This window comes from Pseudomonas sp. SZ40 (assembly GCF_052958135.1).
Genome location: NZ_JBQWIF010000016.1, coordinates 37,993 through 57,644 on the forward strand (window position 1 = coordinate 37,993; position 19,652 = coordinate 57,644).

The following is a 19,652-nucleotide window of genomic DNA, read 5'->3' on the forward strand; positions in this document are numbered from 1 at the left end:
GCCAGGAAACACAGGATGCAGCGAGACGATGATCGAGCGACCGGCAGGCGCTCCTCTAGTGCCCCAAGCAAGCCGCCGACGCTGGCGGATGTGGCCAAGGTCGCCGGGGTTTCGCCGATCACCGTGTCGCGCACGCTCAACCAGCCGGAGATCGTCCGCCCCGAACTGCGCGAAAAGGTCTTTCGAGCCGTACACAAGACCGGCTACGTACCGGCCATGCTCACCGGCGTGGCCGAACAGCGCAGTCGGCTGATTTCCCTGCTGGTGCCCACGGTTGCCAACTCGATCTTCTCGGACACGGTGCAGGCACTGATCGACACCCTCACCGAAGCCGGCCACGAGACGCTGATCGGCCTGACCAACTACAGCGCCGAACGCGAAGAGCAGTTGCTCGACGCCATCCTGCGGCGCCGTCCCGATGGCATCGTGCTGACCGGCACCCTGCACACCAAGGCCAGCCGCACACGCCTGTCGCGTTCGGGCATTCCCATCGTCGAGTCCTGGGATCTCGCGCCGCGGCCGCTGGACATGCTGGTGGGTTTCTCCCACGAGGCGGTCGGAGTGGCCACCGCGCGCTACCTGACGGGCAAGGGCTATCGACGTTTCGCCGTGGTGACCCTGGATGACCCCCGCGGCCACCGCCGCTGCGAAAGCCTGATCGGCGAACTGGCGAGCCAGGGCATTGCCGAGGTGCCTCGCGTGGTGTTGCCGCCACCGGCCACGGTGAACCTGGGGCGCGAAGGCCTGCAGCGCCTGCTGGCCGGTGGCGAGCGCCCCGATGTGGTGGTGTGCAGTTCCGATACCCTGGCCCACGGCATACTCGAGGAAGCCACCGAACGGGGCATTCGCGTGCCGCAGGATCTGGCCGTGATGGGCTTTGGTGATCTGAGCAGCGCCGCTCACCTGCACCCCGCCCTCTCCACCGTGTGCATCAACGGCGCGGACATCGGCGTGCAGGCCGCCCGCGCGCTGGTGCAACGCCTCGATCACCCCCATGAAGAGCCGGTGAAAGTACGCATCGATACCGGCTTTAGCATTGTTGAACGGCAAAGTGCGTGAGAGTCGACTCACATATCCAGCCCCTAATTCACTCGGCTTTGGCTGTTTAGTGGCGAAAGCGGACCTTCGATTTGGTGGGCTAAAGCCCACCCTACAGCCGCGCATCTAACCGTAGGGTGGGCCGGGCGGCGATCCGCTTTAGCCCACCAATTGGCCCCCGACTACGAACGGCTGCTTTCGCCTTGAAGCAGCCCTGAAGCTCTGCCCATTCCCTTGAATGATTACCTAATCAGCTTAACGTCCGGATTCACGTCAGTGATTTGAAGCACCTGGCGGCACCAACAAAAACGTCAAGCGAGGTAATCAATGTGAGCGAACAACCCCTTTCCCAAGGCTGTGCAGACCAGGATCAGATCGCCTGGATTCGTATCGCTTCAGTTTTCCTGCCCCTGGCCAACCCGATCAGCGACGCCAAGGTGCTGACCGGACGGCAAAAGCCGATGACCGAGATCGCCATGCTGTTCGTGGAGATCGAAAGCAAGGATGGCCATCGCGGCCTTGGCTTCAGTTATTCGAAACGCGCGGGCGGCCCCGGCCAGTTCGCCCATGCCCAAGAAATCGCCCCGGCACTGATCGGCGAAAACCCCAGCGATATCCAGAAGCTCTGGACCAAGCTGTGCTGGGCCGGCGCTTCGGTCGGCCGCAGCGGTCTGTCGACCCAGGCCATCGGGGCCTTCGACGTCGCCCTGTGGGACATGAAGGCCAAGCGTGCCGGTCTGTCTCTGGCACGCCTGCTGGGCGCTCAGCGCGACTCGGTGCGCTGCTACAACACCTCCGGCGGCTTCCTGCACACGCCCCTCGACCAGTTGATGAAGAACACCGACCTGAGCCGTGAAAAAGGCATCGGTGGCATCAAGCTCAAGGTCGGCCAACCCAACTCGGCCATCGATATCGAGCGCGTGAGCACCGTACGCCGCCACCTGGGCGACGACTTCCCGCTGATGGTCGACGCCAACCAGCAATGGGATCGCCCGACCGCCCAACGCATGTGTCGCCAGTTCGAAGCCTACAACCTGGTGTGGATCGAAGAGCCGCTGGACTGCTATGACGCCGAAGGCCACGCGGCCCTGGCGGCGGCTTTCGATACGCCGATCGCCACCGGAGAGATGCTCACCAGCGTCGCCGAGCACGCCGAGTTCATCAAGACCCGTGGCGCCGACTACCTGATGCCGGACGCGCCTCGAGTTGGCGGTATCAGCCCATTCCTGAAAATCGCCTCGATGGCCGAACAGGCGGGCTTGATGCTGGCCCCGCATTTCGCCATGGAGCTGCACGTGCACCTTGCCGCGACCTACCCCACCGAGCCCTGGGTCGAGCACTTCGAATGGCTGGAGCCGCTGTTCAACGAGCGCCTGGAAACCCGCGACGGACGCATGCTGGTCCCGACCCGCCCGGGTCTCGGCCTGTCGCTCAGCGACCGGGTCGCCGGCTGGACCGCCCAGGAAGTGGAGATCGGCCAGCGCCGCTAACCCACCCGACGCCGTCACGGCCATGAAGGGTGGCCCGGAGCGCGTCGCTGACGCTGTCTTCATCCACCGCTACGGCTACCGGTTGGTGACGCGTCACCTGTATGTAGGGTGGATGACGCTCTTTTCATCCACCACTGCGTTTGGCGATTGGTGGATGGGTCGGGCCGCGCAGGCAAGCGTCGGCTACGCGCCCCGGCCCACCCTTGCAATGCAATCGCCAATCAGCAGCTACAATCGTCGATGGTGGCACTTTAACTGCCTGAGTCGGGGCACTAAACTGCGCGCCCTTCGCGCGGACAACTCCCTTGGATTAAGCGCGTAACGTCGCCGAAAGCTGCGCTGGCCATTAAAGCTTCCGCGCTGCCGGTCGAATAAAAGGAAACCCAAGGATATTTCTTAGCCAGGAGCTGCGGCATGCAGTCGTTGAAGTCGCTGTACGATTCGATCGAGATGCACTTTTTCGATACCTTGACCAAGAAGCTGTCCAGCCTTTTTCTGCTGGTGGTGGTCAGTGGCCTGCTGTTCTGGGTGGCCATCAGCCTGCGTGCCGACATCCTTCAGCAACTGCATGCCGCGCAGATCGATGCCGCCTTGCTGAGCCGCGTCGAAGCCAAGCTCGACACTCTGGGCAACGCACTGTTGCTCAGTGCGCTGTTCACCCTGGGCATGGTCAGCTTCATGGTCTGGTACTTCCGCCACCTGATCGTGCGCCCGGTCGACAACATGACCCGCGCCCTGGAAGAGATCGCCAACGGCGAAGGTGACCTGTCCCGCGACCTGCCCCTGCTGACCCACGATGAAATCCGTACCCTGGCCAGTACCTGCAACCGCTTTCTGGCCAAGCAACGCGAGATCATCAGCAACGTGCAGGCACTCACCGTGCAGATCGCCGTGGAGTCCGCCCGCTCGTTGAAGAACATCAGCGATTCCAGCGAAAGCGCCACCCACCAGGCGCGCTTCGCCAATGAAGTGATGAGCGAGAGCAACAGCGCCGTCGGCCGCATCGAAGAAGTGTCGCAACAGACCCAGGCGATCTCCGGCACCACCGCACAGAACCTCAGCATGGCGCGCGACTCCTACGCCGAACTGCTGGAGGTGACCGGCAACATCGGCGCCATCTCCAATAGCCTCAACGAATTCGGCACCCTGGTTTCCGCCCTCAACGAGCGCTCGTCGAACATCAAGTCCATCGTCGGGCTGATCCAGCAGATCTCCTCGCAGACCAACCTGCTGGCCCTCAACGCGGCCATCGAAGCCGCCCGCGCCGGAGAAAGCGGCCGTGGTTTCGCCGTGGTGGCCGACGAGGTACGCACCCTGGCGCAAAACGTCAGCCGCGCCACTGGCGACATCTCGCAGAACATCGACGCCATGCTCAAGGAAGTGGGTTCGACCCACGAGCAGACCGCACTGATCAGCACCAGTGCCCGGGAAACCCAGGTGGTGGTCGAACGCGCCACTGGCCACTTCGAAAGCATGATCGTCGACTTCGAATCCACCAACGGCAAGCTCGCGGAAATCGCCGAGCACATCCAGCAGGTGGCCGATGCCAACACCGGCATCAACGAGCGGGTCACGCAGATCCATGCCGACAGCCAGGCCATCGACGAGCGCATGCAGCGCTCCGCCACCGCCACCCGTGATCTGTCCGGGGTGGCCGAGCGGGTGCAGACCTTGCTGGGTCGTTTCGTGCTGGGCCAGGGTGAGCTGGATGCTGCCATCACCCGCGCCAGCCAGTGCCGCGACATCCTGCAGGTTCGCCTGGCCGCGCTGCAGCGCGAAGGCGTTAACCTGTTCGACCAGAACTACCGGTTGATTGCCAACACCGACCCCAAGCAGTACATGACCGGCTACACCGAGCGCTTCGCGCAGATCTGCCAGGAAGAGATCGACAAGCTGACCAAGGGTACGGCCGGCGGCATCGTCACCTTCATCGTCGACAGCAAGGGCTACTGCCCGGTGAACAACAGCTGGGTATCGAAAGCGCCGACCGGCAATCGCGCCGTCGACCTGCCGGTGTGCCGCAACAAGCGCATGTTCTCCGACCCGGTGGGCCTGCGCGCCGCGACCAACACCCAGCGCTTCCTGCTACAGACCTACCTGCGCGACACCGGCGAGATCATGACCGAGATCGACGTGCCGTTCATCTTCGACGGCCGCCATTGGGGCAACATGCGCATGGGCTTCGATGCGTCGCGGCTGCTGGGCAAATCCTGAAGCCGCTAGCGGCCGGCTGAGCGCGCGTCGCGCACCTGTTGCTCAGCATCTCGTTCGTGCAGCTCCTTACGCAGTTGCATGACGAACCGGGACAGATCACGGGATGTCGACAGGCTGCTGCGCGGCACGCCGATGATCCTCACCAGTACCTCACCGCTCGCCGGCTCGCTGATCTGCACCACCAGCGAATCATCGTGACTGACGCTGCAGCGGCAGATCTCGGGTAGAAACGCCGTTTCGATGATCCGCCGCAATTCGAGTACTGACATCATCGTGCAGCCTCCCTTCAGCCATCACGCAGATGCAAAAAGCCCCGCATCAACGGGGCCATTCCAGCGCGCTGTCAGGCGGTGGGTCGCAGGCTATCGAGGTTGCGGCGCGACCACATCATCTTCGCAGCGGTCGGGTTCACTGGCGCGCCAGTGAAGGTCGGCAGCTTGCGCGACACCCAATGGGCCCCCGTGCCCTTCCAGTTGACCTCGCCACTGACCAGCTTGCGATCGCGCAGTATCTCGCGCTGCAGGGCATGCACGCCCGCCTCGCTGATCACCGACTGCTTGTCGACCGCCTTGACGAAGACATTCTCGCCGTCCTTGCTGATGGTCAGCAGGTACATGCCATCCGGGCGCGGCTTGATGGAGACCTGATGGTCAGGCAGGGCAGTGATCAACTGGTTGATGGCAGAGACGGTCATCGAGAATTCCTTATTGGCAGAAGTGGCGCACTTATCAATTCTTTGCAAATGAATAAGTGCATCACCCGTGCCAACTTTCTCGACGCTGCAATGCCCCGGTTTCCGGGGACTTCGCTTCAGCCCTGATTAATTGGCCAGTGCAAAATGCATGAACGGCAAATTTATCGGCAGGCATCATGCACGCATGGGCGAAGGCGATTGATATCAAGATGCGATTATATACTTGTATATAATCACTATTCCTGTCACCGACCATCCCTTCATACGAACTTAATATCCGGGTGCACTTCGTACCCTTATATAGCGGTGAATGAATCGCGCTATATCCATAAAGATGGCAATGCGATCTCGCATGCTGGGGGACGACTGCCATCAAGCCGCCTGCAAGCCAGCCTACCCGCTACGCAGCCCCGAGGAGCCCTGCTCAACAGGCCTCCACCCTCTCAAACAGGAGCTCTACCATGAACGATCCCTCGCTGTATTTCTGGCTGGGCGCATTTGTCGTGATCGCTTTCATCGATCTGGTGGCGATCATGAACTTGTGGCGCAGCGATAAGAGCCTCAACACTCGGCTGATATGGGCCGTGGCGATAATAGCGCTCCCATTATTCGGGATAATCGCCTGGGGATATGCCGGGCCACGCGGCATGCCGAAACCGCCCTCTTCACCCGAACATAGTAAATAGCCGGTTACTTGAACGGAATTGACACTATCTTTTAAGCCGACATTATAACGCCACCCTTCAGGCTTGACGTCGAGAGCGATTATTGTGGCAACAATGAGATTTCTGGACGCGATGGCCCTGTTGTACAACTATTTCTCGCCAATTATTGTACAAGCGTCCCTGGACTCTCCCACGCGCATGAGCGTCACCCTCGAAGAGCCCGACTCATCAACCGCCATTCATGTCAGTGACATTCCCTGCAAAACGTCACTGACACCCATGGAAGTGTTCGCGATCATTCAACTGATCGAAGACCGGGTTCGCGCCGAAACCCCGGCTATCTTCGAACGCCACCGCATGAACACTATCCTGCGTCAGTAACCGCCAGCGTCAGTCCGCGAGCGCGTATCTGGCTGCGCCTGCTGGATCGCCTCGAGCAATACCACCAGCTCCGCCGCCGACGGAATCGTCCGCCCTCCCAGGTCATCATGCACCGTCGCCTGCACACTGCTGGTCTTCAGGCCGAAGCGGTTCAGGGCATCGGTCAGCGCCTGGTCATCGAGCCCTTGCTGCGCGAGCATCCGCAACAGGCTGTCCCATACGTCGCGTAGATCCGCCTGCCGATCACGGCCGTCCGGCCAGGGATGACCAACCCGAGGTTCCGGGTGCATTTCCGCCACGGTCACCTCGCCCTCGTAAGCACGTACCGTACCGCCCGCCTCGGCCACCCTGGCATCACGCGACGCGCGGTGCCAGGCAGCCTGTGCGAGCACCGGTGAGCGGGTTGCACACAGCAGTTCGTCGTCGAGATAAATCCTGAATTCGCCCATGTTTGTTCTCCAGCATCGTGGTTGTCGAACGTCCTTTCATTCGATCCGGGTCAGCACCAGAGATTCCGAGTTTCTGCACCCGGGGGGCCGTGAAACGGCCATTTGGAAGCATCCGGATACAGACGGGAATTGTCCGAACTCACCCGTCGGATCGGCCTCCTAACTGTAGAGCCCATTCGCCAACGAGGAGAACGACATGAGCAACACACCGATCGATCAGACCCCACCGAACGCTCCGGCCAAGGATGTGCAAGGCGACGACGTCAACGTGGTGAAGAAGGAGATTCAAAGGCCAGGAGAGAAAACCGAAGCCATCGACCGCGTCATCACCCCGACCTCGATCAAGACCAAGGAGCAGGAAGCGCAGAAGATCCGGGAGAAGTCCCAGGAAGCCGAGCGCAAGATTCGTCAGCAGGACTGATGCCGCACTGCGCGGGCCGATCGCTCTGGCGGTCGGTCGCGCAGTACCTCAGCGGCGTGGCACAGCTAGGCGCCGTGCCCGAGCAGCGGCTAACGCTGCGAAGCAATCACTGCCGAATGCTGTGGCAGGGTGTCACCTGGCGCCACCGCATCGCTGAGACGCAGCGTCACCGGTATCGACTTGGCCGCCGGGACCTTGCTGCGCTCGGCATGATGCCAGAGCGGCACCAGCGGGTTGCACTCCGGGTAGTAGGCCGCGCAGCAACCCTGGGGAATGTCGTAGGCGAGTATCTGCAGCGGCCCGACCCGCCGCTCGATTTCCGGCTGCACCGCGGTGGTCACGTCCACCCAGTCGCCGGCTGCCAGCCCAAGGCGGACGATGTCGTCGGTGTTCATGAAGATCACCGAGCGGGTGCCATACACGCCGCGGAAGCGGTCGTCGTAACCGTAGATGGTGGTATTGAACTGGTCGTTGCTGCGGATCGTCATCAATTGCAGCACGTCACGCCGCACATAGGGTGCCTGCACGTCATCATCGACGCTCAACCGCCGCGGGGTAACGAATTGCGCCTTGCCGCTCGCGGTGGCCCACTCACGCTGCGCCGCGCCCAAGGGCCGGTGAAAACCGCCCGGCTCCCACATGCGCTGATTGAAGTCGCGGAAGATCTCCGGGTAGATCGTGGCGATCGCCTGGCGGATCAGGGAGTAGTCCCGGCGCCAGCCGTCCCAGTCGATGGCGACCTGCGGTGACAAGGTACTGAGCGCCAGGCCGGCGATGATCGCGGGCTCGGAGCGCAGGTGCTCGCTGGCCGGCGCGCTGCTGCCGTGCCAGCCATGGATGCAACCGGTGCTGTCCTCGGTGCTGTGGCTCTGCTCGACGCCATCCTGCCGATCGGCTTCGATGCGCCCCAGGCACGGCAGCAGCCAGGCCTGCTCACCCGGCAACAGATGGGAATGGTTGAGTTTGGTGGCCACCTGTACGTTGAGTTTGAGGCGCTGCCAGGCCGGCTCCATCCGAGCGGTATCGGGCACCGCCCGAATGAAGTTGCCCCCCAGGCTGACGAAGCCGCGCACCCGCCCGTCGAGCATGGCGCTGCAGGCGTCGACGGTGCACAGCCCGACCTTCTCAGGCACGCTGAATTTAAAGTGTTGCTCGATGAGGTCGACCGGCACCTTGGCCGGGTCTTCGGCGATACCCACGGTGCGCTGGCCCTGCACGTTGGAGTGCCCACGCACCGGGCAGATACCCGCCCCAGGCTTGCCGATATTGCCGCGCAGCAACAGCAGGTTGACCAGCATCTGCACATTCTGCACGCCCTGACGATGCTGGGTCAGGCCCATGCCATACACGATCATCACCCGCTGCGCCTGGGCATAGGTCAGCGCCGTCGCTTCCATGGCGCCACGGCTGAGCCCGGTGATGGACTCCAGTTCGGCCCAATTCTGCTCGCGCACATAACCGATGAAGTCCTCGACGCCTCTGGTGTGGGTAGCGATGAATGCGTCGTCCAGCAGGCCAGGCTCACCGCGCTGCAGGGCCGCGTCGTGCAGATCCAGTAGCGCCTTGGCCACGCCGGTGACCGCAGCGGTGTCGCCACCGATCGCCACCTGATGGTACTGGGTGCTGATCTGCGTCGAGTTCGGCCCGAGCATCTCGCCTGGTGACTGAGGGTTGACGAAGCGCTGCAGGCCACGCTCCTTGAGCGGATTGAAGGTGATGATCGGCACGTCGCGCTGCCGCGCCTCCTGCAACTGATGAAGCATGCGCGGGCTATTGCTGCCGACGTTCTGGCCAAAGAACAGCAGGCAGTCGGTGTGCTCGAAATCATTGAGGGTCACGGTGCCGACCGGTACGCCGATGCTTTCCTGCAGGCCCACCGACGTGCTCTCGTGGCACATGTTGGAACTGTCCGGCAGGTTGTTGGTGCCATAAGCCCTGGCGAACAGCTGATACATGAACGAGGCCTCCAGCGAGGCGCGCCCGGAGGCGTAGAACACCACCTCGTCCGGTTCCATCGTTCGCAGGGTGGCGCCGATTTCCTGGTAGGCGGCTTCCCAGCTGGTTTCCTCGTAGCGGTCGGTACTGGCGTCGTAGCGCATCGGATGGGTCAGCCGGCCATGCTGTTCGAGCGCGTAGGCCGACCAGTTGCGCAGTTCGGCCACGCGGTGCCGGGCGAAGAATTCCGGGCCGGTGCGTTTCGCGGTCAGCTCCCAGGCCGTGGCCTTGGCACCGTTCTCGCAGAACTCCATGGGGTGGGTGTCACCGGGCTTGGCCCAGGCACAACTCACACAGGCGAACCCCGAGGGTTTGTTCTGCTTGAGCAACGCCGCGCCGATCTTCACCACCGCCTGTTCACGCAGCACGATACGCGCCACGGACTTGGCCGACCCCCAGCCACCGGCTGCGTCGGTATAGGGTCGATAGCGGGTCTTCGGATCAGTCAGCATTACCCTCTCCAGCACGTTGGTGGTACTGGTACGACGAAGGCGCCTGCTGAAAGGTTCGGGTTAATGGCCCTACGGTCAGAGGGGGCGTTTATGACCTCATGTGTCCCGGCCGATCAGGCGCAGCGGCGTTTTGCCGATGGCGGGGCGCTGCATGCCAACGAGAAAAAGGCACCTGCGCGGAGGTGCCTTCATGCTCGCCGAATGGCCTTTACTTGTTGCCGGTCAGGGCCGCGTAGCTGGTCATCAGGTTACGGTAGTCCGGGATGTGGTCGGAGCAGATCTTCGCCAGCCCTTCCACATCGTTGCGCCAGTCGCGGTGCAGCTCGCAGGCCACGCCGAACCAGTTCATCAGCTGAGCGCCGGCGTTGGACATGCGGTTCCAGGCGGCGTCACGGGTGATCGAGTTGAAGGTACCTGAAGCGTCCGTCACCACGAATACATCGAAGCCCTCCTCCAGCGCCGACAGCGCCGGGAACGCCACGCACACCTCGGTCACCACACCGGCGATGATCAGCTGCTTCTTGCCGGTGGCCTTGATCGCCTTGACGAAATCTTCGTTGTCCCAGGCGTTGATCTGGCCAGGGCGAGCGATGTACGGCGCATCCGGGAACAGCGCCTTCAGCTCGGGTACCAACGGGCCGTTGGGGCCGGTTTCGAAGCTGGTGGTAAGGATGGTCGGCAGGTTGAAGAACTTGGCCAGGTCGGCCAGCGCGAGCACGTTGTTCTTGAACTTGTCCGGCTCGATGTCGCGCACCAGCGAGAGCAGGCCAGCCTGGTGATCGACCAGCAGAACGACGGCGTTGTCTTTGTCGAGGCGGTTGTAGGTGAAGGAAGTGGTCATGGCGCGATCCTCTATTTTCAGTGGGCTGCCGAGTCGTTCGGCTGGATTCGTTTGGTGTCGTGCAGTTGTCGCTGCATGTGGTAAAGATTAAATTCGACACCCTTGATGCACCAGACAGCAAAATTCGCCCACAGCGTTCCATTTTCAGAACGGTATACCGATGGAAGATCTCAACACCCTCTACTACTTCACCCAAGTGGTGGAGCACGGCGGCTTCGCCCTCGCGGGCCGCGCTCTGGACATACCCAAGTCCAAGCTCAGCCGACGCATCGCCCTGCTCGAGGAGCGCCTCGGCGTGCGCCTGCTGCACCGTACCAGCCGCCATTGTTCGCTCACGGAAATCGGCCAGGAGTACTACCAGCGTTGCGTGGCCATGCGGGTGGAGGCCGAGGGTGCCGCCGAAGTGATCGAACGCAACCTCAGCGAGCCTCGCGGCCTGGTGCGCCTGGCGTGCCCGACCACCCTGCTCAACTCTTGGGTCGGGCCGATGCTGACCCGTTTCATGCTGCGCTACCCGGCCGTTGAGCTGTTCATCGAGTGCACCAACCGGCGCGTCGACCTGCTCCACGAAGGCTTCGACATCGCCCTGCGGGTGCGCTTCCCGCCGCTGGAAAACACCGACATGGTGATGAAGGTACTGGGCAACAGCCGACAATGCCTGGTAGGCCGCCCGGACTTCCTCAAGCAGTTGCCGAAGAACTTTCAGCCCGCCGATCTGGGCCAGCTCCCGAGCCTGCACTGGGGTGGCTCGCAGCGTGAATACCAGTGGGAATTGTTCGGCCCGGATGAGGGAAAGCTGCTGATCCCCCATCGCCCGCGCATGGTCACCGACGACCTGATCGCCCTGCGCCACGGTGCCCTGGCCGGCGTCGGTATTGCCCACGTCCCGCGGGTCGCGGTGCGCGAGGACCTGGATGCCGGCACCCTGGTGGAAATGCTGCCGGGCTGGGAACCGAAGTGCGGCATCGTCCACGCCATCTTCCCCTCCCGCCGCGGCCTACTGCCCTCGGTACGCACGCTGATCGACTTCCTTGCCGAAGAGTTCCGAGAAAGCGATATGGCCTGATCCGCACGACGGTCCGCGCCCCAGGCGCCCAGGCAAAGCGGGCGCAGAGCGCCCAAAGACCAGACTCTCCGCTAAACGACGGGATGGAGCCGAGAGGCCGCGAGACCGAACACCGCGGCCAGGCCGATCAGCAGCACCAGGTCGAGCAGGATCCGCCGCCCTCTGGAAAGACCGGCAAACTCCTTGGCAACGCTCGCGACGAAGACGGCAGCTACCACCGCCATCGCTGGCATGGAAACCAGCCAGTCGGCGAGCCGGCTGTTCATCAGCAGTTCGCTGTCGGGATAGAGCCCCTGACTGATGGCCATGTAATCGGTCCTGGCATCCACCAGGCCCCAGTACGCCGCCACGGTAATCAGCTGAAGCACCAGCAGGATCAGGTTGCACAGTGTCTTCAGACGAGGGAATCGACCCGGGTCACGGCTGTGCACAGAGCGCGCTCCCGTTCTGGGTCTTGCCCATCATGTCCTTGATCACGCCACGAATCTTGGTGTCCGCCAACTGCCCGCCTTTGGACTCGACCTTGATCCGGCTGAGCGAGAAGGTGGATTCGTTGTTCGCGTCATAGATCGTGAAATTCACGTCCACGGTGCCACTGAAGGCCAGCGTCCCCTTCAGTTCCACCTCACCCAGCTTGCCAACCAGTGAAGAGCGACTGCACAGCCAGGCGTGCTTGGTCGTGTCGATCTTCATCCACGCAGTTTCGATATGCCCGGCGATCAGCGTGCCGCTGTTGCCACCGATCTCGGGACCGGAGGCGATACCGAACGTCTGCGGCTGGTCGCTGCTCGAACGTCTTAGCTGGATATACACACCGCTGAACAGGCTGAAACCAATGCTGGTCTTGGGCAGAGCTGCGCCAATACCGCTGGCCAATATCTTCATTTCCATCACATGCTCCTTATGTGCACACAGGTCGGTGGCGATGTCGCTGAACAAGCATGACGAAGCAACACGCAATCCACCGTGAATGACCACGCACAACAGAAATAAATCCCCAACGCCTGCAGAAGAACGCCTTGCCCGAGCAACCCCAGGGTGGATCGCGCGTCATCGATCCAGCACGGCGGATGTAAAGAGCGACATCCGCCCTACGACGGCCGATCGCTGGTCATCGACGATGGCCCAGCCGCAGGGTGGACAACGCTTTTATCGTCCACCTTTGCGGCACCGCGCTGGTGGCTGGGTCAAGCGTCAGTCGTCAGCGACCAAGCGAGGCGACCAGTTCTGCTTCCACATCGCCTTCGCGGGCGTCTTTCTGATACACCGCGCAGGTCGCCGTACCGGCATCCGTGGTGCAGCGGTAAACCGCGATCACGCTGCCCGGCCCTACCCCGGTGTGGCCGGTTAGCAGGATGCCGCCCTCGATATCGCCCCGCATCAACCCCAGGGCATAGCCGGCGACCGTCCAGGGGCGCCCTGCAATCGGGCCACCCAGCACGCGCCGCTCCTGCATCTGCGCCAACAGCTCGGCAGGCAGCAGGCTGCCACCCAGCAAGCGGTCCAGCAGCAAGGCGGCGGCGGACACGCTGCCCACCAGCAAGCCGTGATAAACCCAGCCAGGGTGGTAAGCGGTTGCACTGCCCATATCGACGTCGCGCAAGTCCGCCGGTGTCTTCGCCAGACGAACCTCGGGCACGCCAAGGGGCTGCAACACCCGCTGCTCGATGGCGCTCCCGAGCGAGGTGCCGCTGCGCTGCTCGATCAACCGGGTGACGTACAGGTAGCCGACATTGGAATACCCCCAGCCAACCCCAGGCTGATAACGCAGACGCGTTGCATCGAGGCGCTCGAGCATTTCGCTGGCGGGCCAGGGCTCGTCGCCACGGGCAACGGCGGCGTGGTAGTCGGCAAGCTCACCGTAATCGGCCAGGCCAGCTTCGTGCTTCAGCAGTTGCCGCAACGTGAAGGGGCCGCCCAGCACGACCTCGTCGAGCGACACCAACCCATCACGCACCAGGGTCAGGGCGGTCGCCGCCAGCACGGTTTTGGTGAAACTCCACCAGGGCACCAACGGCTCCGGCAACCCCGAGGTAGCGAGCTGACCGTTTACGACCCGCTCGCATGAAAAACCAGACATCGCGCTCCACCGCCTGAAAGGCGTTTGATTGTCTTGCGGTTAGAACTCATCGGTCCAGGCGGCAGCTGGCGATGGCTACCCTGCTCAGCCGCTAGCGTGGAGCGGGCAGAGACGCAGAATCGCGCGCATGGCGCGCTCCCACAACGGCGGCCCAGGCTACCAGGGCGAGATCAGCCTTCCACCTGACTCCACTGCTTGCTCAGGCGCTTGTCCGACACGGCCATCTTCGTCCCCAACTGCTGGGCGAACAGCGACACGCGATACTCCTCGAGCATCCAGCGGTACAGCACCAGATTGGCGTCACGCTTGCCCTCTTGCAGGTGCTTGCCGAGGCGCGCCTGGTACTGCTCCCAGTAGCCGGCCAGCTCGCCACTCCACACCCGGTCGCGTTGCAGTTGCGCGCCGATCTTGTCGAAGCGCTGTTCGATGGCCTTGAGATAGCGCGGCACCTCCTTGAGCCATTCGCTAGGGGTTTCGCGGACGAAACCGGGATAGACCAGATTGCCCAGCTGCGCCTTGATGTCGTTGAGCGCCACCGCCTGGGCCAGGTCGATCTTGCCCTTGAAGCGCTTCTGCAGGCCGTGCCACAGCTTGAGCACGTCCAGGGTCAGGCGGGCCAGCCGCTCGGCGTGGTCGGCCCAGGCACCGCGTTTTTTCTCGGCCAGGGCGGCCAGCGCGGCGCCGTCACGGGGCAGTGGCTGCTCGCCTTCGAGGATGCAGCTGTCGAGGCTGGCCAGCAGAATGTCTTCGACCAGCCCATCGACCCGGCCCAGCTCGCGGTGCAGCAGACCCAGCTCGGTCAGCCCCGGCAACTTGCCGCGCAGGAACTTGGCCGGCTCGGCCAACTGTTGCAGCAACAGACGCTGCAGGGCACGGCGATGCTGGAACTCGGCTTCGGCCTGGGTCGGGAAGCGCCCTTCCTTGACTACACCGCCCTCTTCCACCAGCGCCGGGAACACGGTCATGGACAGCCCGGCGACCTTCTGTTGAGTCTTCTCGGCGACCTGGGCGAAGCCCTTGGCCTCCACCGGTTTCTGCACCTTGTCGGCTTGCGGGATGGCCAGCGCGGCCTGGCTGGCCTCGGCGAAGCGTGCAGTCAGCTCGGCCAGGTCGCGGCCTTCGCCAAGCGGCTTGCCGTGGGTATCGACCACTTCGATGTTCATCTTCAGGTGATGTTCGAGTTGCCGGGTCGCCTCGACCCAGGCCTGCTCGTCGATACGCGCACCGGTCATGCGTTGCAGCTCGCGAGCCAGGCTTTCCGGCAGGCTGCCCTGGCCGAAGGTGAGCTTGCTCAGTGCTGCGCCGACGAAATCCGGCACCGGTACGAAGTTCTTGCGCAGCGCCTTGGGCAGGCCGCGCACCAGGTCGATGGCCTTGGCCTCGATCAGCCCTGGCACCAGCCACTCCAGGCGCTCGCCCGGCAGTTGCGGCAACAGCGGCGCCGGCACGCGCAGAGTCACGCCGTCACGCGGGTGGTTGGGTTCGAAGTGGTAGGTCAGCGGCAACTGCAGCTCACCGATATGCAGGGTATCGGGATACTGGGCGGCGGTGACCTCCAGCGCCTCGCGGGCCAGCACGTCTTCCTCGCGCATCATCAGCAAATGCGGATCTTTGCCGCTCTCGCGCTTGTACCAGCTCTCGAAGGTCGCCGCCTGGTAGATGTCCTGGGGAATGCGCGCCTCGTAATAGGCGAACAAGGTTTCCTCGTCGGCGAGAATGTCGCGACGGCGAGCCTTGGCCTCCAGCTCGTCGAGCCTTTCCAGCAACACACGGTTGGCGTTCAGGCACTTGGCGCGGCTGTTGATTTCGCCACGCACCAGGCCTTCACGAATGAACAGCTCGCGGGACGCCTGCGGGTCGATGGGCCCGTAATGCACGGGGCGGCGACCGACCACGATCAGGCCGTACAGGGTGACCTGCTCGTACGCCACCACCTGGCCGCGCTTCTTCTCCCAGTGCGGCTCGAAGTGGTTCTTCTTGATCAGGTGACCAGCCAGGGGCTCGATCCAGTCCGGCTCGATCTTGGCCACCTGGCGAGCGAACAGCTTGGTGGTCTCGACCAGCTCGGCGGCCATGATCCAGTTGGGTTTCTTGCGGCCGATCACCGACGACGGATGCACCCAGAAACGACGCTGACGGGCACCGAGGAAATCGCCCTCCTCGGCTTTCTGGCCGATCTGGCTGAGCAGGCCGCTGAGAATCGCCTTGTGCACGGCCGCGTAGCCCTTGGCACGCTGCGCCGCTTCACTGGCCTCGGCCTGCTCACGGAGGATCACATTGACCTTGGTGTCGGTGGTAGGCGCTGCCTGCACGGCCTTTTCCGCTGGACCTGCTGGCGCTGAATCGCCCGCAAGCGGGCTCCTACGGGAAGCGTTGTCGCCCAGTTGCAGGTCCCTCGCCAGCAACACCAACTGGCGATGGGAGTCGCGCCACTCGCGCAGGCGCATGTAGTTGAGGAAGTTCTTCTTGCACCAGCTGCGCAGCGGGTTGGAACCCAGCTCCTGGCGTTTCTCCTCGAAGCCGCGCCAGAGGTTGATCAGCGCGGCGAAGTCGGAATCCACATCCTTCCATTGCGCATGGGCCTGGTCGGCCGCCTGCTGGCGATCCATCGGCCGCTCGCGCGGGTCCTGCACCGACAGCGCGCTGGCGACGATCAGCAGCTCCTGCAGGCTGCCGAGCTTGGCGGCCTCCAGCACCATGCGGCCGAGGCGCGGGTCGATGGGCAGGCGCGCCAGCTGGCGACCCAGCGGGGTCAGCTGCCCTTCGCGATTGACCGCAGACAACTCCTGCAGCAGGTTGAAACCATCGCTGATGGCCTTGCCATCCGGCGGCTCGATGAAGGGGAAATCCTCGATACTGCCCAGGCGCAGGTGCAGCATCTGCAAGATCACCGCCGCCAGGTTGGTACGCAGAATTTCCGGGTCGGTGAATTCCGGCCGGCCGAGAAAATCCTCCTCGCTGTACAGGCGCACGCAGATGCCCGGTTCGACCCGGCCGCAACGGCCCTTGCGCTGGTTGGCGCTGGCCTGGGAAACCGCCTCGATGGGCAGGCGCTGCACCTTGGCGCGGTAGCTGTAACGGCTGATGCGCGCCGTGCCGCTGTCGATCACGTAACGAATGCCCGGCACCGTCAGCGAGGTTTCCGCGACGTTGGTGGCCAGCACGATCTTGCGCCCGGCCATGGGCGCGAAGATCTTCTGCTGCTCGGCAGGCGTCAGCCGCGCATACAGCGGCAGCACTTCGGTAAAGCGCAGGTTGGCCTTGCGCAGCACCTCGGCGGCATCGCGAATCTCGCGCTCGCCCGGCAGGAAAATCAGCACATCCCCCGGGCGCTTGCCCTCGGCACTCTCATGGGCGGCGATCTCGTCCAGCGCGGCGAGAATGCCCTGATCGACGGTGAGGTCGTCGAGCAGGCGCTCGCCCTCCTCGTCCACTTCGGCCGCCAGCGGCCGGTACCAGGTTTCCACCGGATAGGTACGGCCGGAGACTTCGACGATGGGCGCATCATTGAAGTGTTTACTGAAGCGATCCAGATCGATGGTCGCCGAGGTGATGATCACCTTGAGGTCGGGCCGACGCGGCAGCAGGGTCTTCAGGTAACCGAGCAGAAAGTCGATGTTGAGGCTGCGTTCGTGGGCCTCGTCGACGATCAGCGTGTCGTACTTTTCCAGATAGCGATCGTGCTGGGTTTCGGCGAGCAGAATGCCGTCGGTCATCAGCTTGATCAGCGAACTGTCCTTGCTCTGATCCTCGAAGCGCACCTGATAACCGACCAGCTCACCCAACGGCGTACCGATCTCCTCGGCCACCCGCGTCGCCACACTGCGCGCCGCCAGCCGCCGCGGCTGGGTATGGCCGATCAGGCCGTGCTGGCCACGGCCGATCTCCAGGCAGATCTTCGGCAACTGGGTGGTCTTGCCCGAACCGGTCTCACCGGCGATCACCAGCACCTGATGCTTGGCCAGCGCCGCCTTGATCTCGTCGCGCTTGGCCGCGATCGGCAACGCATCGTCGTAACGCATCACCGGCACACTCAAGCGCCGCGCCTCGACCTTCGCGCACGACGCCTGAAAACGCTCCAGCCACTGCGCCTGCTTGGCTTCGTCGGGCCTCTTCTGCAGCTCATGCAACTGCCGACGCAAACGATGGCGGTCGGCAATCATGGCGTGGTCGAGGTTGTTCTGCAGGGCAGCGATATCGAAGGGGACGTCGGTCATCAGGCTCGGGCGGTCGCGGAAAAGGTGGGATTGTCGCAGATTCCGGGGTGAGGCGTGCAGGGTGGGCTGTTGATGGAGTGAGCGCGATGAGGTCGTTGGAGGGCGGCGGCTTTCGGCCAAAAGCGGACAGTAGGCTAATAAATAACCCTCTTCCCTTTACCATGAGCGCAGGCATTGACAGCTGAAAGCTATTAGCTAGATTAACTGAGGATCTATATCTTCGATCAACTGTCGGATGCTGAGGCCGTCGGCACCTTTGACTAATGCATAAAGACGGCAATGTAAAACCCCGTCTTCGACACTGGCGCGCATTACTCCGTGCCTGCTATTGCCTTGAAGATCCTGCACATAATCACCAGGACGTTGCTCGAAATAACTACCCTCTTGGACGAAAGGTACTAGCTGGACGAAACTCTCCCAATTTATCGGCTCGTCAGGATCGTGTGTGAAAGCCAAAAACTCGGCTGATTGCTCAACGCACCCCCAATCGTTCAGCAACATGCATTCGATCAAATTCTCTGCAGGCCCAAGATCATCGTCGCCTGAATAATCGAGGGCAGCCAACAGTGCTGAAATTCGAGAACAGTCGATAGTGATCATTGAATTACCGTTACGCACGTCATAACCCATTAGACAGCCCTCTATTCATTTAGATAAACAAGCCTTGCTCAGAAATTCGAGCCGTTCAGAACATAATCATTTGACCACGGATTCTGGATATCCAGGCCTCCCGCTTTGATATGAGCCCATGCCTCTTTAAAGGCCGGAGTGAAATCTCGGGAGTCAAACATATCGATCATTTCCCGTACAAAATGAGTACGTGGTGTTTCACCTTCAGCGGCCTGATCGAAATGGTATATCCGGTAGAGCGCCACCAGAAATAGACTGGTAAACCGCTCGGATGGAATCGACGCAGTAGCGGCTTGAGCGTACCAGCTTTCGCGCGGCTGCGGGTACTGAAACAGCATATCCAAAGAACCAGCATTTAGAGGAAGCGGTAAGGTGAGCCAACGACTCAGTGTCCACAGTCGATCATGGTCAAGCACGGGCAACATCATTTCCTTGCGCTCGCCAGGCAGCTTAAGCGTGCGCTGAGAAGCCTCAGGCCAAAGTAGCGAAAAAAACTTTTCGTTATTGCCTTCGGTTTGTAGCACCAATTTTTTATATATGATGAAAGGAGGCTTATTGCCCACCGGAGGCAACGACTCCAACTTATCAACAAGGTGCGGTAGCTCTTTGGCGATGACTTCCTCTCGAGCGACCACAAAGCCACCCGTCGAGCTGATCAAGTAGCCAATCTTCAACAAATTACCCATACCTTGAAGTACGTCGCGGGCTCGAATACAGGGCGCATTCAGATACAACTCACGCTGCGCACGCAAAACCTGCTCATCACGGCTTGGGTGCAAGTAGAGAAACAACAGCAGATTGAGCGGACTGTCCTCATCGTCCAGGTGCTTTTGCCAATCCGGCAGCATGCCTTTCATGAAATAGCGCTTGCTGATCGCTTTGCACTTTTTCGGTTGAGACAAGCCCTGCAGCAATATTTCAACCTGTTGCCAGGCCTGCTCGCGCTCTGCCACCCAGGTTTTGTCCTTGGTTTTCCAGTAGCTCAAGTCAAATCCAGCGAACGAATTCCCGCTCATCGT

Annotated in this window: 18 protein-coding genes; 7 read left to right on the forward strand and 11 right to left on the reverse strand. The window is 62.3% G+C overall.

Annotated elements, in window-relative coordinates; genetic code table 11:
- Positions 1–15: 15 nt before the first annotated feature.
- From ACT9T4_RS14365 to ACT9T4_RS14375, 3 genes are all read left to right on the forward strand, one after another.
- Positions 16–1,059: a LacI family DNA-binding transcriptional regulator gene (locus ACT9T4_RS14365; RefSeq protein ID WP_499117582.1), complete on the forward strand. Its 1,044-nt coding sequence runs from the start codon at positions 16–18 to the stop codon at positions 1,057–1,059.
- Positions 1,060–1,367: 308 nt separating this feature from the next.
- On the forward strand, positions 1,368–2,528 hold the full coding sequence (locus tag ACT9T4_RS14370) for an L-talarate/galactarate dehydratase (RefSeq protein ID WP_042552182.1): 1,161 nt from the start codon (positions 1,368–1,370) through the stop codon (positions 2,526–2,528).
- A gap of 414 nt (positions 2,529–2,942) precedes the next feature.
- A complete protein-coding gene (locus tag ACT9T4_RS14375; protein WP_042552181.1) occupies positions 2,943–4,742 on the forward strand; it encodes a methyl-accepting chemotaxis protein in 1,800 nt (599 codons plus the stop codon).
- Between the two features lie 5 nt (positions 4,743–4,747).
- On the opposite strand, the gene ACT9T4_RS14380 is transcribed toward ACT9T4_RS14375, so the two are convergent.
- Together ACT9T4_RS14380 and ACT9T4_RS14385 are read right to left on the reverse strand one after the other, a co-directional pair.
- Positions 4,748–5,014: a DUF1652 domain-containing protein gene (locus tag ACT9T4_RS14380; RefSeq protein ID WP_499117584.1), complete on the reverse strand. Its 267-nt coding sequence runs from the start codon at positions 5,012–5,014 to the stop codon at positions 4,748–4,750.
- Positions 5,015–5,085: 71 nt separating this feature from the next.
- Positions 5,086–5,436, reverse strand: coding sequence for a hypothetical protein (locus tag ACT9T4_RS14385; RefSeq protein WP_042552179.1), 351 nt, complete (start codon positions 5,434–5,436; stop codon positions 5,086–5,088).
- A 461-nt stretch (positions 5,437–5,897) separates the two neighbouring features.
- On the opposite strand from ACT9T4_RS14385, the gene ACT9T4_RS14390 reads away from it, so the two are divergent.
- The gene (locus tag ACT9T4_RS14390) at positions 5,898–6,122 is read left to right on the forward strand and encodes a PLD nuclease N-terminal domain-containing protein (protein WP_082045704.1); all 225 of its coding nucleotides are present in this window, start codon (positions 5,898–5,900) and stop codon (positions 6,120–6,122) included.
- Between the two features lie 111 nt (positions 6,123–6,233).
- A complete protein-coding gene (locus ACT9T4_RS14395) occupies positions 6,234–6,482 on the forward strand; it encodes a DUF1652 domain-containing protein (protein WP_042552177.1) in 249 nt (82 codons plus the stop codon).
- On the opposite strand, the gene ACT9T4_RS14400 is transcribed toward ACT9T4_RS14395, so the two are convergent.
- Positions 6,476–6,931, reverse strand: a complete 456-nt coding sequence (locus ACT9T4_RS14400; RefSeq protein WP_042552176.1) for a hypothetical protein — start codon at positions 6,929–6,931, stop codon at positions 6,476–6,478. The genes ACT9T4_RS14395 and ACT9T4_RS14400 overlap by 7 nt on opposite strands.
- 196 nt (positions 6,932–7,127) lie before the next feature.
- On the opposite strand from ACT9T4_RS14400, the gene ACT9T4_RS14405 reads away from it, so the two are divergent.
- Positions 7,128–7,352: a hypothetical protein gene (locus ACT9T4_RS14405; protein WP_042552175.1), complete on the forward strand. Its 225-nt coding sequence runs from the start codon at positions 7,128–7,130 to the stop codon at positions 7,350–7,352.
- An 89-nt stretch (positions 7,353–7,441) separates the two neighbouring features.
- On the opposite strand, the gene ACT9T4_RS14410 is transcribed toward ACT9T4_RS14405, so the two are convergent.
- The gene (locus ACT9T4_RS14410; protein ID WP_042552174.1) at positions 7,442–9,799 is read right to left on the reverse strand and encodes an FdhF/YdeP family oxidoreductase; all 2,358 of its coding nucleotides are present in this window, start codon (positions 9,797–9,799) and stop codon (positions 7,442–7,444) included.
- Positions 9,800–10,007: 208 nt separating this feature from the next.
- Positions 10,008–10,640, reverse strand: coding sequence for an isochorismate family cysteine hydrolase YcaC (gene ycaC / locus ACT9T4_RS14415; RefSeq protein ID WP_042552173.1), 633 nt, complete (start codon positions 10,638–10,640; stop codon positions 10,008–10,010).
- A 160-nt stretch (positions 10,641–10,800) separates the two neighbouring features.
- On the opposite strand from ycaC, the gene ACT9T4_RS14420 reads away from it, so the two are divergent.
- Positions 10,801–11,706: a LysR substrate-binding domain-containing protein gene (locus tag ACT9T4_RS14420; protein ID WP_499117586.1), complete on the forward strand. Its 906-nt coding sequence runs from the start codon at positions 10,801–10,803 to the stop codon at positions 11,704–11,706.
- A 71-nt stretch (positions 11,707–11,777) separates the two neighbouring features.
- Here ACT9T4_RS14420 and ACT9T4_RS14425 read toward each other — a convergent pair whose 3' ends face one another.
- From ACT9T4_RS14425 to ACT9T4_RS14450, 6 genes are all read right to left on the reverse strand, one after another.
- Positions 11,778–12,137 (reverse strand): hypothetical protein, encoded by a 360-nt coding sequence (locus ACT9T4_RS14425; protein ID WP_499117587.1) that lies wholly within the window; start codon positions 12,135–12,137, stop codon positions 11,778–11,780.
- The gene (locus ACT9T4_RS14430) at positions 12,124–12,597 is read right to left on the reverse strand and encodes a hypothetical protein (RefSeq protein WP_042552170.1); all 474 of its coding nucleotides are present in this window, start codon (positions 12,595–12,597) and stop codon (positions 12,124–12,126) included. Before ACT9T4_RS14430 ends, ACT9T4_RS14425 begins: the two co-directional genes overlap by 14 nt.
- A gap of 310 nt (positions 12,598–12,907) precedes the next feature.
- On the reverse strand, positions 12,908–13,786 hold the full coding sequence (locus ACT9T4_RS14435) for a serine hydrolase domain-containing protein (RefSeq protein WP_499117589.1): 879 nt from the start codon (positions 13,784–13,786) through the stop codon (positions 12,908–12,910).
- 170 nt (positions 13,787–13,956) lie between these two features.
- Positions 13,957–18,003 (reverse strand): ATP-dependent RNA helicase HrpA, encoded by a 4,047-nt coding sequence (gene hrpA / locus ACT9T4_RS14440; protein WP_499117591.1) that lies wholly within the window; start codon positions 18,001–18,003, stop codon positions 13,957–13,959.
- Positions 18,004–18,198: 195 nt separating this feature from the next.
- Complete coding sequence (locus tag ACT9T4_RS14445; protein WP_499117593.1) at positions 18,199–18,603, reverse strand: hypothetical protein; 405 nt, start codon at positions 18,601–18,603, stop codon at positions 18,199–18,201.
- A gap of 68 nt (positions 18,604–18,671) precedes the next feature.
- The gene (locus tag ACT9T4_RS14450; RefSeq protein ID WP_499117595.1) at positions 18,672–19,619 is read right to left on the reverse strand and encodes a hypothetical protein; all 948 of its coding nucleotides are present in this window, start codon (positions 19,617–19,619) and stop codon (positions 18,672–18,674) included.
- Positions 19,620–19,652 lie beyond the last annotated feature (33 nt).